Source organism: Pseudomonas antarctica (assembly GCF_900624995.1).
Taxonomy (GTDB): domain Bacteria; phylum Pseudomonadota; class Gammaproteobacteria; order Pseudomonadales; family Pseudomonadaceae; genus Aquipseudomonas; species Aquipseudomonas antarctica.
This window is the reverse complement of the sequence record NZ_UYXQ01000088.1, coordinates 1-17,094: the sequence shown is the minus strand read 5'-3', so window position 1 is coordinate 17,094 and position 17,094 is coordinate 1. Positions and strand designations below refer to the sequence as shown.

The 17,094-nt window shown below is 60.7% G+C and carries 12 protein-coding genes; 5 read left to right on the top strand and 7 right to left on the bottom strand.

Annotation, left to right across the window (positions count from 1 at the left end; genetic code table 11):
- A partial coding sequence (locus E0F99_RS23725) for a GAF domain-containing protein (protein ID WP_130908954.1) occupies positions 1-1,917 on the top strand: 1,917 nt, incomplete at its 5' end.
- A 3-nt stretch (positions 1,918-1,920) separates the two neighbouring features.
- Here the strand turns inward: E0F99_RS23725 and E0F99_RS23720 are convergent.
- The 4 genes from E0F99_RS23720 to E0F99_RS23705 form a co-directional block, all read right to left on the bottom strand.
- Complete coding sequence (locus E0F99_RS23720; RefSeq protein ID WP_083358222.1) at positions 1,921-3,048, bottom strand: GGDEF domain-containing protein; 1,128 nt, start codon at positions 3,046-3,048, stop codon at positions 1,921-1,923.
- A 90-nt stretch (positions 3,049-3,138) separates the two neighbouring features.
- Positions 3,139-5,376: a 1,4-alpha-glucan branching protein GlgB gene (gene glgB / locus E0F99_RS23715; protein WP_083358221.1), complete on the bottom strand. Its 2,238-nt coding sequence runs from the start codon at positions 5,374-5,376 to the stop codon at positions 3,139-3,141.
- Entirely contained in the window at positions 5,373-8,720 is a 3,348-nt protein-coding gene (gene treS / locus E0F99_RS23710; protein WP_083358220.1) for a maltose alpha-D-glucosyltransferase, read from the bottom strand. The genes glgB and treS overlap by 4 nt, the downstream gene beginning before the upstream one ends.
- Positions 8,721-8,876: 156 nt before the next feature.
- Positions 8,877-10,865 carry an alpha-1,4-glucan--maltose-1-phosphate maltosyltransferase gene (locus E0F99_RS23705; RefSeq protein WP_083358219.1) on the bottom strand — a complete coding sequence of 663 codons (1,989 nt, stop codon included), beginning with the start codon at positions 10,863-10,865 and terminating at the stop codon, positions 8,877-8,879.
- A 204-nt stretch (positions 10,866-11,069) separates the two neighbouring features.
- Here E0F99_RS23705 and E0F99_RS30100 point away from each other — a divergent pair, with 204 nt between their 5' ends.
- Positions 11,070-11,228 carry a hypothetical protein gene (locus tag E0F99_RS30100; RefSeq protein ID WP_165447634.1) on the top strand — a complete coding sequence of 53 codons (159 nt, stop codon included), beginning with the start codon at positions 11,070-11,072 and terminating at the stop codon, positions 11,226-11,228.
- A 23-nt stretch (positions 11,229-11,251) separates the two neighbouring features.
- Here the strand turns inward: E0F99_RS30100 and E0F99_RS23700 are convergent, their stop codons facing one another.
- Positions 11,252-11,749 carry an MgtC/SapB family protein gene (locus tag E0F99_RS23700; protein ID WP_083358218.1) on the bottom strand — a complete coding sequence of 166 codons (498 nt, stop codon included), beginning with the start codon at positions 11,747-11,749 and terminating at the stop codon, positions 11,252-11,254.
- Between the two features lie 123 nt (positions 11,750-11,872).
- On the opposite strand from E0F99_RS23700, the gene E0F99_RS23695 reads away from it, so the two are divergent.
- The 3 genes from E0F99_RS23695 (at position 11,873) to mapR (ending at position 15,210) form a co-directional block, all read left to right on the top strand.
- Positions 11,873-12,112, top strand: coding sequence for a DUF3203 family protein (locus E0F99_RS23695; RefSeq protein WP_083360426.1), 240 nt, complete (start codon positions 11,873-11,875; stop codon positions 12,110-12,112).
- A 184-nt stretch (positions 12,113-12,296) separates the two neighbouring features.
- On the top strand, positions 12,297-13,706 hold the full coding sequence (gene ccoG, locus E0F99_RS23690; RefSeq protein WP_083360425.1) for a cytochrome c oxidase accessory protein CcoG: 1,410 nt from the start codon (positions 12,297-12,299) through the stop codon (positions 13,704-13,706).
- A gap of 94 nt (positions 13,707-13,800) precedes the next feature.
- Complete coding sequence (gene mapR, locus E0F99_RS23685; protein WP_083358217.1) at positions 13,801-15,210, top strand: GntR family transcriptional regulator MpaR; 1,410 nt, start codon at positions 13,801-13,803, stop codon at positions 15,208-15,210.
- 259 nt (positions 15,211-15,469) lie between these two features.
- Here mapR and E0F99_RS23680 read toward each other — a convergent pair whose 3' ends face one another.
- Positions 15,470-16,216: an SDR family oxidoreductase gene (locus tag E0F99_RS23680; protein WP_083358215.1), complete on the bottom strand. Its 747-nt coding sequence runs from the start codon at positions 16,214-16,216 to the stop codon at positions 15,470-15,472.
- A 54-nt stretch (positions 16,217-16,270) separates the two neighbouring features.
- Positions 16,271-17,094: putative bifunctional diguanylate cyclase/phosphodiesterase (locus tag E0F99_RS23675; protein ID WP_130908953.1), on the bottom strand; the 824-nt coding region annotated here is incomplete at its 5' end.

Below are 17,094 nucleotides of genomic sequence, written 5' to 3'. Positions count from 1 at the left end.
GTCAGCCCTATAGCCAACGCCGCCTTTGAAGGGCATGCGACCTATATCGACAACTACCCGCTGGTGATCGAGCGCGGAGCAGGTGCCGAACAAGCTTATTTCACCTTTTGCTACAGCCCGATCCGCGACTCGCTGGGCAAGGTCGTCGGCATGCTCGACACCGTCACCGAGACCACTGCCACCGTGTTTTTCGCCCGCCGCTTAACGGTGCTGGACGCCATCGGCAGCGCGGTGGCCAGCGCCACCGACGCCGAAGCCATCATGACCACCACCACGCGTCTGTTGGCCGAACACCTGCAGGTGTCCAATTGCGCTTACGCCGACATGGACGCCGATGAAGACGGCTTCACGATCCGGGGCAACTGGGCGGCACCCGGTTCGCCGAGTATTGTCGGGCGTTATAGCCTGGCGGCGTTCGGGGAACGGGCCGTGCGTTGCCTGCGCGCAGGTGAACCGCTTGTGGTGAGTGACAACCGCATGGAATTCTCCCCCGAAGAGTCAGCTGTCTACCAGGCGCTGGGCGTTACGGCGACCGTGTGCTTGCCGTTGATCAAGGACGGGCGCCTGACCGCGCTGATGGCCGTGCATCACCAATCCGCACGCGTCTGGTCGCCCTACGACCTGGCATTGGTAGGTGAAGTCACCGAGCGCTCCTGGGCGCACATCGAACGGGTGCGCGCCGACGCCGCCGTGCGCGAGGGCTTGGCCGCCATTACCGAACTGAACGCCACCCTGGAACAGCGCGTAGAAGAACGCACCCGCGCCTTGACCCAAGCCGAGGCGGCCCTGCACCAGTCGCAAAAGCTCGAAGCCATTGGCCAATTGACCGGCGGCGTGGCTCATGACTTCAACAACTTGTTGACGATTATTCGCTCCTCGGTGGATTTCCTGCGCCAGCCGGGGCTGTCCGAAGAGCGGCGCCAACGCTATATGAGCGCCGTTTCTGACACCGTAGAGCGCGCCAGCAAGCTCACCAGTCAACTGCTCGCCTTTGCCCGTCGCCAACCGCTCAACCCGGAAGTCTTCGATGTGTGCCTGCGGGTCAGGAACATCGGCGAGATGCTCGAAAGCCTGACCGGCGCCCGCATCCATGTGCAGGTCGAGTTGCCGGAGCGCTCGTGCTATGTGCGCGTCGACTCCAGCCAGTTTGAAACCGCACTGATCAATATCGCCCTGAATGCCCGCGACGCCATGGAAGGTCAAGGCACGCTGACCCTGCGCGTGTCTAACGTGGCGGCGCTGCCACGCATTCGTGGCGATGCCGAAGCCCACCAACCGTTTGTGGCCATTGCACTGGCCGACACCGGCATCGGGATCGGCAGCGACACCGTCGAACGTATTTTCGAGCCATTTTTCACCACCAAGGCCGTCGGCAAAGGCACAGGGCTTGGCTTGTCGCAGGTGTTCGGGTTTGCCAAGCAGTCGGGCGGTAACATTGATGTGGCCAGCCACGTTGGCCAAGGCAGCGTCTTCACCCTATACCTGCCCGAGGCCAAACCTGAGGCTGTGCAGCCCATCGCGCCGCAGGACGACCACAGCCCGGTTCACCACACCGCGCAGCGCCACATCCTGATCGTCGAAGACAACCTGGAAGTCGGGCGTTTCGCCAATCAGATCTTGCGGGACCTGGGCTACCAGACCACGTGGGCCACCCATGCCGAACAGGCACTGGCGCTGGCCGGCCCGGATGGCATGGCGTTCGATGCGATTTTTTCGGATGTGGTGATGCCGGGCATGACCGGCGTGGCGATGACCAAGCTGTTGCGCCAAAGGCGGCCCGACCTGCCGGTGGTTCTTACATCAGGCTACAGCGAGGAGCTGGCTGACAGTGGCTACGAAGGTGTCGAGTTCCTGGCCAAGCCCTACTCTGCCGATCAGGTGGCACGCGCGTTGGCCAAGTCCATGCAGTCGAGCTGACGTTTACTCCGCCACCGCGACCTGGTTGCGGCCCATGGCCTTGGCGCGGTACAGCGCCTTGTCAGCGGTATTGATCAGGCTGTGCAGGTCTTGATCGAGGTTGCGTGTGGTGGCAACCCCGAGGCTTGCGGTCAAGCCCTGCACCGGTTCGCAGGCCATGCCCGAAATCGCGTTGACCAGTTGCTCGGCGATACCCCGCGCGGTTTCCAATGACGTATTGGGCAACAACACGGCAAACTCCTCGCCTCCAAGGCGGCCATACACATCAGCCTGACGAAACGACGCGCTGATGACTCCGCCAATTTGACGCAACACCTGGTCGCCAGCCTGGTGGCCGTAGGTGTCGTTGATCGCCTTGAAGTGATCCATGTCCAGCATCAGCGCGCACAGCGGTTGCTGATTATGGCGGCACTGCTCGTACAGCACTTGGGCGTGTTCGAAAAAGGCGCGCCGATTCATCAGGCCAGTGAGTTCGTCGGTCTGGGCGGCGCGCGCCGAAATAGTGTGCGCACGCTCCATTTGTCGCGTCAGACGAAAGGCTTTTTCCAGGGCATCCGAAAGTTTGCGCGTGGCACTGGCCACGAAGGTTGAGAACACCAGCACAGCAATGGCCACACCCACCTGCATCGGCGACGGCTGGAACAGCAGCCACAACGTGCACGGAAACAGCACCAGGGCTATGGAGCCCAGCGTCATATAACGGTAGGCCGAATAACACGAAACGGCACTGACCGACATGCCCACACTAAACAGCATGACCAGCACTTGGGAGACGCGGTCGTCGGTGGGCATGACAGCCACTGCGCCCAGCCCCCACACGCCTGCCGAAAGCATCAGGGTTACCCAATAACGCCGCTCCCAACGCTGAGGTGTACGCTCGTTGGTGGGGCAGCCAAACCACTCCAAGAACATCTTGACCCGCAACAGCGAGGTCACCGTCAGCACTGTCAGCCAGACCAGCATGACCTCATGGTCAAAGCGGTCCCAACACAGCCAGCAGAGCATGATGGCGGCTAGATAACTGCCGAAAATAGCGGAGAACGATTGGCGAAACAGCTGGTGCAAACGGTCCGTTCGCACCTGCTCTTCGATAAAGCCATCCGGGTCCTGCCCACGTCCAAGGCCATTCATGAAGTACGCCTGTCTCGACTGCTACGACAAAGGCGCCATTGTGGCACCCTGCCAGTAGCGCGGACAACAGAATCCGCCATGCTAGAGCCTTTAGAACGCTTGCGGCCGCAGAATCAACACACCCAATGGCGGCAAATTCAACGACAACGACACCGGCTGCCCATGCTGCGGTTCATCCTGGGTAAATACCTCTCCCCCATTACCGTAATTGGAGCCAGCGTACGTGTCGGCATCACTGTTTATCACCTCGCTCCAGCGCCCGGCAATCGGCACCCCCACGCAATAGGCTTCACGAGGCACCGGGGTGAAGTTGGCGACCACCAGCACCGGCTTGCCGTCCTTGCTCCACCGCAGCCATGCATAAACGCTGTTAATTGCGTCATCGCCAATCAACCATTGGAAGCCTTGAGGCGCGTCATCCTGCTCGTGCAGCGAGGGCTCTTCACGGTAGAGGCGGTTGAGGTCGCCAACCAGCTTTTGCACGCCCCGGTGTTCGGGGTATTGCAGCAGGTACCAGTCCAGTTGCTGGTCGTGGTTCCACTCACGCCACTGGCCGAACTCGCACCCCATGAACAGCAGTTTTTTGCCGGGGTGCATCCACATGAAGCTCAGGTAGGCCCGCAGGTTGGCGAACTTCTGCCAGCGGTCGCCGGGCATCTTGTCGATCAACGAGTGTTTGCCGTGCACCACTTCATCGTGAGAGATCGGCAGGATAAAACGCTCGGACCAGGCATACACCAGGCCGAAACTCAGCTCATTGTGATGATGCGCGCGATACACCGGGTCTTGCTGGATGTAATGCAGCGAATCGTGCATCCAGCCCATGTTCCACTTGTAGTTAAAGCCCAGGCCACCTTGCTGGGTGCTCTGGCTGACACCCGGCCACGCCGTGGATTCCTCGGCAATCACCAACGCACCCGCGGCTTCCAGGGCGACCACATCGTTCAGATGGCGCAGGAAGTCGATGGCTTCCAGGTTCTCGCGACCGCCATAGCGATTGGGCACCCACTCGTCAGCTTTGCGCGAGTAATCGCGATACAGCATCGAGGCCACCGCATCCACGCGTAAACCGTCGACATGGAAGTGTTTAAGCCAGTGCAGCGCCGAGGCCAGCATAAAGCCGTGCACTTCCGTGCGGCCCAGGTTGTAGATCAGCGTGTCCCAATCCTGGTGGAAGCCTTCCAGCGGGTTGGCGTATTCATACAGCGCGGTGCCGTCGAACTCGGCCAAACCGTGAGTATCGGTCGGGAAATGCGCCGGCACCCAGTCGAGGATCACGCCGATATTGGCCAGGTGCAAGGCATTGACGAAAAAGCCGAAATCTTCCGGTGAGCCAAAACGCGCGCTCGGTGCAAACTGCGACAACGCCTGGTAGCCCCATGAGCCGCCGAACGGGTGTTCCATGATCGGCATCAGCTCGATATGGGTGAAGCCCAATTGCTGCACATACGGAATCAAGCGCTCGGCCAGTTCGCGCCAACCGTACTGACGGGACACCTCGCCGGCCTCGTCCAGCTCGCACTGCCAGGAGCCCACGTGCAATTCATAGATCGACAACGGCGCCGTGGGTTTTTGCTTGTCGGCACGCGCCTGCATCCACGCGTGATCTTGCCAGTCGACCTGCAACGGCGCGGCGACTTTTGAGGCGGTGTCGGGCGGTAATTGGGTGGCGAGTGCCATCGGGTCGGCCTTGAGCGGCAAAACCCCGTTGGCGCCGAGAATTTCATACTTGTAGGCCGCACCGGGCTGCAAGCGCGGGATAAAGATTTCCCACACGCCCGATGGGTGACGCAAGCGCATCGGATGGCGACGGCCATCCCATATATTAAAATCACCCACCACTGACACACGCCGAGCATTTGGCGCCCAGACGGCGAAGCGCACGCCCTGTATGCCATCGACACTGGTTACCTGGGCGCCCAGGCAGCTGCCGAGGTCACGGTGATTGCCTTCGGCAAACAGGTACAGGTCCATTTCACCCAGGAGCAATTGGTTGAAGCTGTAAGGGTCTTCGGTGATCTGCTCACCGCCGGCCCACTGGATTTTCAGCAGGTAACCCTGGCGAGTCGCGAAATGCCCGACAAACAACCCCGGCACCTGGGTCGCGTCCAGGCTGCCGATCGGCTCACCGCTGTCGCGCGCCAATACTTGAACACTCAAGGCCTCCGGCAGGAACGCGCGGATAAACTGCCCGCCGTGCTCGTCATCATGTGGCCCCAGAATCGAGAACGGGTCAGGGTGCTCGGCGCGAACCAGTGCCTCAATGTCCTTTGGCGCCGGCATTGCAGTCAACTTCGGTTGCAGCGGTTCTTTATTTGTAAAGCTCATGACGTCTCCCCACCGCGTGCAGTTTTCGATATAGGTGTTAGCCCGCTGAGCAGGCCGTGCAAACCTTGCAACGGCACCGGCAACCACGTCGGGCGGTTTTCCGCTTCGTAGGCCACTTCGTACGCGGCCTTCTCCAGGCTGAACAACGTCAGCGCGGCGCTCTGGCCTTTGGCATCCTGCCAGGCATGCGCCAGTGTAGTCGTCGCCTGATGATAAGCCTGGGTAAATGCCTCACGCGCTTCGCAAAGGTAGCGGTCGGTCACGCGTTTGCGGGCAATGTCCGCTTCGGGCGAGTGATCCACTCCTTGCACATTCAAGGCCATGGCGGCCGCGTAATCGAACGAGCGCAACACGCCGCTCACATCTTTATACGGGCTGTGTTTGCCGCGCCGTTCATGCAGCGGGCGTGCAGGTTCGCCTTCAAAGTCGATCAAGTAGGCATCGCCTTTGACCACCAGCACCTGACCCAGGTGCAAGTCACCGTGGACACGAATCCGCAAGCCGCCTGCCGTGGCTTTCGCCAAGGCTTGGACGTGACTGCCGATGGCTTTTTTGTGTGCCAGCAATTCACTGACCAGCGCCTGATCGGCAGGGTTCAATAGGTTTTGATGGAGCTTGAGCAAGTGCAGCGCGCGGTCGATCTGCGCGCCGACATCCTTGGCCCAGGCCTGGGTGTCCTTGACCGTAGTGACTTGCGGCTTGAAGTCTGTGTTGGTGGTTTGCGCCGCCAGCACCACGTGCATTTCACCCAGCCGCTGGCCGAGCAGACCGGCGAAGTCTTGCAACTCGCCCAAGGCGTTGTAGTGCTGCTCCTGTTCGGAAATGGCTTCGGCCAGTTCGTCGCGAATCGCGCGCTCCAGGCTGTTTTGGGTCCAGGCCCAGGCATCACCCTGGTTGCTCAGGTAGCCCTGGGCGATCATCAACAGGTTGTCTTCCCCTTGGGCGTCACGGCGAATCATCGAACCCAGCAACGGCGAGATATTCGGGTAACCGGCCGCGGTCAAGTAGGCGCTCATTTCCAGCTCCGGGTGCACCCCGGCGCTGACCTTACGGATGAGTTTGAGCACCAGGCTCTCGCCCACCACCACCGAACTGTTGGACTGCTCGGCCGCGAGGTAGCGCACCTGCGACTCATCGCTCAGTTGCAACTTAGCCAGATGCGGGGTGGCCTCAAAGCGCAGGTCGCCTTCACGGGTATTAAGCACTGTGCCAGCCTGCAAACCTTGAATCACCGCGCGAATAAAGTGCTCGAGGCTGAAGGCATCAGTGACCAAGCCAACCTGACGCGCACGGCGCACTCGGGCCAACGCCAATTGCTGCGGCAAGGCACTGGTGAACTGGTCGTCACCGAGAAAGCCGAACGGCAGTTGATAGCGATTGATCTGGCCACCGCTGCTCACCTCGATCTCACTGAGCAGCACTGGGTGCTGCGGGTCACCAAAGCGCACGCCGTAGGCAATACGCACACTGTCGATGGCCGTGTCTTTGCCGGCAAACCAGCGCCGCTTGGGCAGCCAGGCAGGTAGCGACGTTTGCTCCAGCGTGGTGCGGCCGGGTTCTTCGAGTAACTCTTCCATACGTTTTTTCAGCACCAGCGTGGTGAAGTCAGGAATGCTTTGCGCCGGTTCCACATGCCAGCTCGGCATCTGGTTTTCCGCTGCCAGCACGAACCAGTAGAACCCGTACGGCGCCAAGGTCAGCAGGAAATTGAGCTGGCCTATCGGTGGAAAGGCATTACCGCCGAGCATCTCCACCGGCACCATGCCCGCAAACGCCGACAAGTCCAGCTCGGCCGCCTGGGCGCTGCGCGACACGTTGGCCACGCACAGGATGAGTTCAGTACGCCCGTCTTCTCCGGTGAATTCACGGGTATAAGCCAGGATGCGGCGGTTGCTCGGCGAGAGCATTTTCAAGCTGCCGCGGCCAAAGGCCTTGGACTGCTTGCGTACCGCCAGCATGCGCCGAGTCCAGTTCAGCAGTGAGTGCGGGTCCTGGGCTTGCGTTTCGACGTTGACCGATTGGTAGCCGTAAAGCGGGTCCATGATCGGCGGCAACACCAAGCTGGCCGGGTCGGCGCGCGAGAAGCCGCCGTTGCGGTCAATAGACCACTGCATCGGCGTGCGCACGCCGTCGCGGTCGCCCAGGTAGATGTTGTCGCCCATGCCGATTTCATCGCCGTAATACAGGGTCGGTGTGCCCGGCATCGACAGCAACAGGCTGTTGAGCAATTCCACACGGCGGCGGTCACGCTCCACCAGCGGCGCCAGGCGCCGACGAATGCCCAGGTTGATCCGCGCGCGGCGGTCCGCCGCGTAGTAGTTCCACAGGTAGTCGCGCTCCTTGTCGGTGACCATTTCCAGGGTCAACTCATCGTGGTTGCGCAGGAAGATCGCCCATTGGCAATTGGCAGGGATCTCCGGGGTTTGACGGAGAATATCGGTAATGGGGAAGCGATCTTCCTGGGCCAAGGCCATGTACATGCGCGGCATCAGCGGAAAATGGAACGCCATATGGCATTCATCGCCGTCATCGCCTTTTTTGTCGCCAAAGTACAGCTGCGTGTCTTCCGGCCACTGGTTAGCTTCAGCGAGCAGCATGCGGTCCGGGTAATGCGCGTCGATCTCGGCGCGGATCTGCTTGAGGACATCGTGGGTTTCCGGCAGGTTCTCGTTATTGGTGCCGTCGCGCTCGATCAGGTACGGGATGGCATCCAGACGCAGGCCGTCGATGCCCATGTCCAGCCAGTAGCGCATCACCGACAGCACCGCTTTCATCACCTGCGGGTTGTCGAAGTTGAGGTCCGGCTGGTGGGAATAGAAGCGGTGCCAGAAGTACTGGCCGGCGACCGGGTCCCAGGTCCAGTTGGACTTCTCGGTGTCGAGAAAAATGATGCGGGTGCCGTCGTATTTCTGATCGTCGTCGGACCACACATAGAAGTCCCTTGCCGCCGAACCTGGCTTGGCTTTGCGCGCACGCTGGAACCAAGGGTGCTGGTCGGAGGTGTGGTTGATCACCAGCTCGGTGATGACCCGCAGCCCGCGCTTGTGGGCTTCGGCGATAAAGCGTTTGGCGTCGGCCATGGTCCCGTAATCGCTGTGCACGCCTCGGTATTCGGCGATGTCATAGCCGTCGTCGCGGCGTGGCGAGGGGTAGAACGGCAAGAGCCAGATGGTGTTCACGCCGAGGTCAGCGATGTAGTCGAGCTTGGCGATCAGCCCGGGAAAATCACCGATGCCGTCGTTGTTGGAGTCGAAATAGGATTTGACGTGAACCTGGTAGATCACCGCGTCTTTGTACCAGAGCGGGTCTTTAATAAAGGTGGCAGCCTTGGGTTTCTTCGCCATTGGAAACTCCTGAAAATTCGAGAAATCTTGCGAACTAGACCGGATCAATGTGGATCGGGGCTTGCTCCCGAAAGCGCGCTATCAAGCCGGTGAATTCATTGACTGATCCGCCGCTATCGGGAGCAAGCCCCTCCCACACGTGGAACTTCGCCGGGCTCAGGAAACGCTGATTCTCCAGATGCCAAACGGCATCTGCGGGTCAAGGCGCGTCCACTGGGTCTTGCCGTACCAGGTCCAGCGATGGCCGCTCATCAAATCTTCGCCCTGGGTCTGGGCATCATCGGACAAGCCCATTTCCCACAGCGGTAACTCGAAATGCGCCTCCTGGGCGTTGAACGGGTCAAGGTTGACGGCGCCGAGGATGAAATTGCTGCCGTCTTCACTGCGCTTGCCGAAGTACAGGATGTTGTCGTTCCAAGCGTTGTAGAGCTTCAGGCCCAGGTGCGTTTGCAACGCCGGGTTCTGACGGCGAATGCGGTTAAGCTGAGCGATCTCGGCAATGATGTTGCCGGTCGCCGTGAAGTCGCGCGGGCGGATCTCGTACTTTTCCGAATCCAGGTATTCTTCCTTGCCCGGCACGGGCGCCGCTTCGCACAGTTCGAAACCCGAATACATGCCCCACAGACCCGAGCCCATGGTGGCGAGCGCGGCGCGGATCAAAAAGCCCGCTCTGCCCGACTCATGCAGGAAGCCCGGGTTGATGTCCGGCGTATTGACGAAGAAGTTCGGCCGGTAGCACTCGCGCCACGGTGACTCATTCAACTGCGCGAAATATTCGCTCAGTTGCGCCTTGGTGTTGCGCCAAGTGAAATAGGTGTAGCTCTGCGAGTACCCGACCTTGCCCAGGCGCGCCATCATCGCCGGCGTAGTGAACGCCTCGGCCAGGAAGATCACGTCCGGGTGCTTGGCGCGCACATCACTGATCAGCCATTGCCAGAATGGCAGCGGCTTGGTGTGCGGGTTATCGACGCGAAACGTCTTCACACCCTCCTCCACCCAACCCACCACAACGTCGCGCAGCTCTGTCCACAGGCTTGGGATCGCGTCAGCGGCGTAGAAGTCGACGTTAACGATGTCCTGGTATTTTTTCGGCGGGTTTTCCGCGTACTTGATCGTGCCGTCCGGGCGCCAGTTGAACCAGCCAGGGTGCTGTTTGAGCCACGGGTGGTCCTGGGAGCACTGGATCGCGAAGTCGAGCGCGATTTCCAGACCATGGTCAGCGGCGGCCTTGACCAGGCGTCGGAAGTCATCGCGGCTGCCCAGTTGCGGGTGGATGGCTTCATGGCCACCCTCCTCACTGCCAATCGCGTACGGGCTGCCTGGGTCATCCGGGCCCGCCGTCAAAGAATTGTTCTTGCCTTTGCGATGGCTGCGTCCAATCGGGTGGATGGGCGGGAAGTACAGTACATCAAAGCCCATGTCATGAATCATCGACAGCCGTGAGTGCACATCGTTGAAGGTGCCGTGGCGCGCAGGATCGTCGGTGATCGAGCGGGGAAACAGCTCGTACCAACTGGCAAACTGCGCAGCCTCACGTTCGACATCAATCGGGTAGGCGGGGCTGATGCTCAAGTAGGCGCGAGGGTCGGCCTGGGTCATCAAGTGCGCACTGTCTTCGTGCAGGAATTGCGCGACCTGCTCGGTTTCCAGCAGGCCGGACAGTTCGTGGTGCAACAGCATCAGACGCTCGCGCAGTTCATTGTCACTGCGCTCGGCCGCCTGCAACACCAGGCTGCGGCCTTCCTGCAACTCTTGGCTCACCGGCACCCCGGCCTCATGCTTCTTGCGCAACTCGTAGCAGAAGCTAGCGAAGGTATCGATCCAGGCTTCGATGCAATATTCGTGAGGGCCTTGCTGGGCGACGGTGAAGGCGCCTTCCCAGCCATTGTTACCCACGTCGGCCATGGCCACGCTGTGCCAGCTTTGATCCTGCAGCGGGCGCCAGCGAATCAGCACGGCGAGCTTGTCATGGCCATCGGCGAACACCTTGCTGGTGACGTTGACCCGTTGGCCAACCACCGCCTTCACCGCAAATTCGCCGCCGTCGATCACGGGCGCGGTGCTTTCGATAGCAATCCTGGGCAACAACAACGCCTGGGACAGTGGCAATAAAGAATCATCTGGAGCGAGTGTTTCAGCAGTCATCGAGCATCTTCCCCTTACGCCCTGTGGACGCTCTTTGCTTGATCTGAATTCTGAGACGGCAGCACTCTCCCTGAGCAGGGCCGTAATAGGTCCGAGCCTGCTGCCAGTGGAAAAGTTCAGGTGGATATGTCGCCATTGAGCGGGGAATCAAATCTCCCCGGCGGTTGTCCACCCATAGAGCAAAGCACAAAGGAGGCCATACCGATGAATATCCCGATTCCGGCTGAAACACCTGACCCCAATATCGACGACCCGACCCTGCCGCCGACTGAGCCGCCGCCGATTCCTGAACAGGAACCGCCCGAAAACGAGCCGCCGCCGGTGCAGGAACCGCCAACGAGCGAGCCGCCGGTCATCCTCTGATGCGGTGTCGATCTGCCCCGGGATCAATCATTCTTCTCGAATGTATTGACGATCCGAGGCATCACACTGAACACCGCCAACGCCAACAATGTACTGAACACCGCTGTCGACTCCCGGCCCATACCGGCAGCCACCCCAATCGCAGCGGTCATCCACAGGCCGGCAGCGGTGGTCAGGCCTCTGACATATTGGCCCTCCTCATCTTCCTTGCCTTTGAGGATCGTGCCGGCCCCGAGAAACCCTATCCCCGCGATCACGCCCTGCACCACGCGACTCATGGCATCGGCTTGATTGCCGGACATCTGTGCCACTAACACAAACAGTGCCGCGCCCAATGCCACCAGCATGTGGGTACGTACGCCCGCCGCCTTGCCCTTGTGCTCGCGCTCAAAGCCGAGAATCGCGCCCAGGATCGCGGCGATCAGCAGGCGCACGGTAATCTGGGTGAGTTGCTTGGCATCGCCAATGTCGGCGAATTCAGCCTGCAGGGTTTGCCACACTTCTTGCCACCAGGCGTCCATGGAAGCGCTCCTTTTTGAGGGTTGGTAAGCAGATGGACAGCGGCGACCGCCAGTCAGTTGCCTGGAACGCTTGGCCACATCGCAAACCCTAACGATCACCCTCCTATGGAAAAGGACATCACCATGCCTGTACGTATCGACAACCAGACGTGCTACTTCAAGGTCGACGAAAACGGCCCGGAACGCAGCCTGCCCGCCCCTGAAGTGACGGTGAGTACCGACAGCCTCAAAGCCATGTCTTTTGTGGTGTTGAATGACGAACGGATCTACGTCACTGAAGCCGAGGCCGACGCCTTGACCGTCGCCGGCGCCATCGACGGGCGTAGACACCTGAAGGCAACCGACAGTGATTCGGTGATTTAATTGATCTGTATCAGCACCCGCTAAATAGCGCTGCACTCCAGGCGCCATCGGGTGCAGCAGATCGTCGCAGGCCTGCTGCCACGCACTATCTGATCCGCTTTTTATCGCTCTAGCTGAGTCTGTTATGCAAACAGAGCGGCGTTCATAGTTCATTCGCCTGATGGAGGCTGATGAGCGAATGACCATGAGCGAAAGAATCCCAACTGTGGAAACCTTTGAGCCCATACACCCAAAGAAGGTGAAGGCCAAATCCAGCGACAACTTGATCCATACCCGTAGCTTCAGCGGCCTGTTCCGCACCTTGCGCGTAAGCGGTGCCGCCGTGCTGTTCCTGGCCTTTTTCGGTACCGTTTGGCTGAACTGGGGTGGGCGGCAAGCGGTGCTGTGGGACTTGGCTGAAAGCAAATTCCACATCTTCGGTGCGACCTTTTGGCCACAGGACTTCATCCTGCTGTCAGCACTGCTGATCATCTGCGCCTTCGGCCTGTTTGCGATTACCGTGTTCGCCGGCCGCGTGTGGTGCGGCTACACCTGCCCGCAGAGCTCGTTTACCTGGCTGTTCATGTGGTGTGAAAAAGTCACCGAAGGCGAACGCAACCAGCGCATCAAGCTGCAAGCGGCGCCGTGGAGCCTGAACAAACTGGCGCGACGCTCGGCCAAACATGCTTTGTGGCTGGGGATCAGCGTGCTCACCGGGCTGACCTTTGTCGGTTACTTCACGCCCATTCGCCCCTTGGCCTTGGAGCTGCTGAGCTGGCAAATGGGCGGTGTAAGCCTGTTTTGGGTCTTGTTCTTCACCGCTGCCACCTACCTCAATGCCGGTTGGCTGCGTGAAGCGGTGTGCATGCACATGTGCCCGTATGCGCGATTTCAGAGCGTGATGTTCGACAAAGACACCCTGACCATTTCCTACAACGCGGCACGGGGAGAACACCGTGGCCCACGCAAACGTGAGGTGACGCCTGCCGACGTCGGCTTGGGTGACTGCATCGACTGCCAGCTGTGCGTGCAAGTGTGCCCTACCGGCATCGACATCCGTGACGGCCTGCAGATGGAATGCATCGGCTGCGCAGCCTGTATCGACGCTTGCGATTCGATCATGGACAAGATGGGCTATGCCCGTGGCCTGGTGAGCTATACCTCCGAACACCAACTGCAAGGTGGCAAGACCCACCTGCTCAGGCCGAGGCTGATCGGCTACAGTGCCGTGTTGCTGGTGATGATCGCCGCCTTGGTGGTGGCCTTAGTGGGGCGGCCGATGGTGTCGCTCGACGTGACCAAGGACCGTGGCATGTTCCGCGAAAACAGCCAGGGCTTGATCGAAAACATCTACAGCCTCAAGGTCATCAACAAGACCCAGCAGCGCCAGGACTACCGTCTGGAGCTGGTCGACGCCGACGGCTTCCGGTTACAAGGCAAGACCGAGATCAGCCTGGCACCGGGGGAAATCAGCGATGTGCCGGTGTCGGTGGCGTTGTTGGCCGACACACCGGCGAGCAGTTCGCAGCCCCTGCGCTTCAAGGTGACGGATGTGGATGAACCGTGGATCTACAGTGCTGCCGACAGCCGCTTTGTGGCGCCGATGAACCGCTGAGGTCTGGCAAACACAAACGATCACAGGTGGGAGCTGGCTGGCCAGCCTCTACCTTTAGCCCTGCGTACACTTTTACAACGCTAATTAGGCCCTCATGAAACGCTACGAAAAATTTGCCGATGACATTGCAGAACTGATCCGCTCCGGCGTCCTCGGGCCCGGCCAGCGAGTGCCGTCGGTGCGTTATGCGAGCCAGACCTATGGCGTCAGCCCGTCCACGGTATTCCAGGCGTACTACCTGCTGGAGCGCCGTGGGCTGATTCGCGCGCGGCCGCGTTCCGGCTACTTTGTCAACGCCCATGCGCCGAGCCCGTTTTCCGAGCCGGTGGTGAGCGAGCACGTGCATGAGTCCACTGAAGTGGATGTGAGTGAGCTGGTGTTTTCGGTGCTCGACTCCATCAAGGACCCCAATACCGTGCCCTTCGGCTCGGCCTTCCCCAGCCCGATGCTGTTTCCGTTGCCGCGTCTGGCCCGCTCCCTGGCCAGTGCCAGCCGCGAGATGGACCCCCGACTGGTGGTCACCGACATGTCCCCCGGCAACCCGCAACTGCGCAGGCAGATTGCCCTGCGTTACATGGTCGGCGGCCTGATGCTGCCCATGGAGGAGCTGCTGATCACCAACGGCGCCCTTGAAGCGCTGAACCTGTGCCTGCAGGCGGTGACCGAGCCAGGCGACCTGGTCGCCATTGAAGCCCCCGCGTTTTATGCCTGCCTGCAAGTGCTGGAACGCCTGAAACTCAAGGCGGTGGAAATCCCCGTGCACCCGCGCGACGGCATCGACCTCAACGCCTTGGCGCAAAGCCTTGAGCGCTACCCGATCAAGGCCTGCTGGACCATGACCAGCTTCCAGAACCCCATGGGCGCCACGCTGCCGCACGCCAAGAAGCAGGCGCTGGTGGAACTGCTGCGCGGCCATCAGGTGCCACTGATCGAAGATGACGTGTATGCGGAGCTGTATTACGGGCAACACGCGCCGAAACCGGCCAAAGCCTTCGATACCGAAGGTTTGGTGATGCACTGCGGCTCCTTTGCCAAGAGCCTGGCCCCGGGTTACCGCGTCGGCTGGGTGGCGGCCGGGCGTTATGCGCAGAAGGTCGAGCGCTTGAAGTTGATGACCTCGTTGTGCCCCTCGATGCCCGCCCAGGCGGCCATTGCCGATTACCTGCAACACGGCGGCTACGACCGGCACCTGCGCAAATTGCGCTACGCGCTGGAGGAACAGCAAAGCGCCATGCTGGCGGCCATCGCCCGTTACTTCCCGGCGCAGACGCGGGTCAGCCAGCCGGCCGGCGGGTATTTTTTGTGGCTGGAATTGCCGAAGAAAACCGACTCGCTGAAGCTGTTCCAGATGGCCTTGGCACAAGGTATCAGCATCGCGCCGGGGCCGATATTTTCGGCGACCCAGCGCTTCAGGAATTGCATTCGCTTGAACTACGGCAGCCCGTGGACCGAGGCGTCGGAGCAGGCGATGGAGACGTTAGGGCGGATCGTGCGGTCGTTTTAAACCGCAACCCTCCTGAGCAAAGAACCCCATAAAGGGAGCCGTGCGGGGATCGATAATCGCTCCCCAGACAGGATCATCGAACAAAGCCCCGTCGTGAGGCACTCTCTGGAAAGTCGCGATCATTACCCAATCGGCGATGAGCTCAAGCTGCAGGTCGGGGACTGGACTGATGCCAATCCCGCCCCGAGAACCAGGGCCGATGCGGCCTACAACGTGGACAACGTGTTGCGCTTGCTCGATAACGTCGATGATCGGACCGTTAACGACCACCGCCCAAATCGAGGAATGTGCCGGTGGTGTAGGACGCTTTGTCCGACAGCAGCCAGATGATCGCTTGCGCCACTTCATCCGGGCGCCCGCCACGGGCCATGGGAATGCCGGACTCCAGTTTGCTGACGCGGTCGGGGTCACCGCTGAGGGCGTGGAAGTCGGTAAAAATATAGCCGGGGCGCACGGCGTTGACGCGAATCCCCTCACCTGCCACTTCTTTGGACAGGCCAATGGTGAAGGTGTCCAGCGCGCCTTTGGAGGCGGCATAGTCGACGTATTCACCCGGCGAACCCAGGCGCGCCGCCACCGACGACACGTTGACGATACTGCCGCCTTGTCCGCCGTGCTTGGGTGACATGCGCAGCACCGCGTGCTTGGCGCACAGGATCGGCCCGAGCACGTTGGTCTTCAGGATCTTCAGAATGCGAAATTCAGACATCTCATCGACCCGCGACTTGTGCCCCACGGTGCCGGCGTTGTTCACCAACGCAGTGACACGGCCCAGTTCGGCATCCACGCGACTGAACAGCGCGATCACCTCATCTTCGATGCTGACATCCGCACGCACTGCAATCGCCTGGGCACCCAGGTCGCGAACTTGTTCCAACACGCGATGGGCGGCGTTTTCGTCGGACTGGTAGTTGATGCAGATGCGGTAGCCCTCGCGCGCGGCGAGCAATGCCGTTTCGGCGCCGATGCCACGGCTGCCCCCGGTGATGATGACGACTTTGTCCATGCGTGCGGCCTCCTGATTCAACCTGATGGTTAGGGTTGGACCTAAGAATACCCGTCACTCACAGCTTTTGTCAGGCGCGACTGCTGCTTCGCCACGTTGGATGTCGGCCATAAAATCGTCGGCCGGCAATGGATGCCCCAATAGGTAGCCTTGCAGGGCGTTGCAACCCAAGCGGGTCAGGAAGCTTTGCTGTGCATCGGTCTCCACGCCTTCGGCGACGATTCGCAGCCCAAGGGCCTGGCCGAGGGCAACGATAGCCGAGACAATCGCGGCGTCGTCGCTGTCGCGTTCCAGGTCGCGGACAAAACCGCGGTCGATTTTCAACTCGTTGGCCGGCAGGCGTTTGAGGTACATCAGGCTGGAATAACCGGTGCCGAAGTCATCAATGGACAGGTCCACGCCCATGTCCGACAGCTGCTGTAACACGGCTATGCTCGCATCGGCATCGCTCATGGCGGTGGTTTCGGTGATTTCCAGGGTCAGGCTGTTGGCCGGTAACTGATGACAGTCGAGGGCGGCCGCGACACTGTTGACCAACCCGGCATGGCAGAACTGCAGGGCCGACAGATTCACCGCCATGCGCCAGTCTTCATAGCCCTGCGCATACCACACGCGCATCTGGCGACAGGCTTCGTTCAGCACCCATTCACCGATAGGAATGATCAACCCGGTCTTTTCCGCCAGCTCGATAAACGCGGCCGGCAACAATAAACCCTGCTGCGCATGCTCCCAGCGCAGCAGCGCTTCGGCACCGACCGGCAGACCGCTGGCCGCATCGAACTTGGGCTGGTCATACCGGCGTAATTGCGCGTGTTCAAGGGCATTGCCCAGGTCCTGCAACAACTGCAGTTTTTTGCGCGCATTGGTGTTCTTCGCCC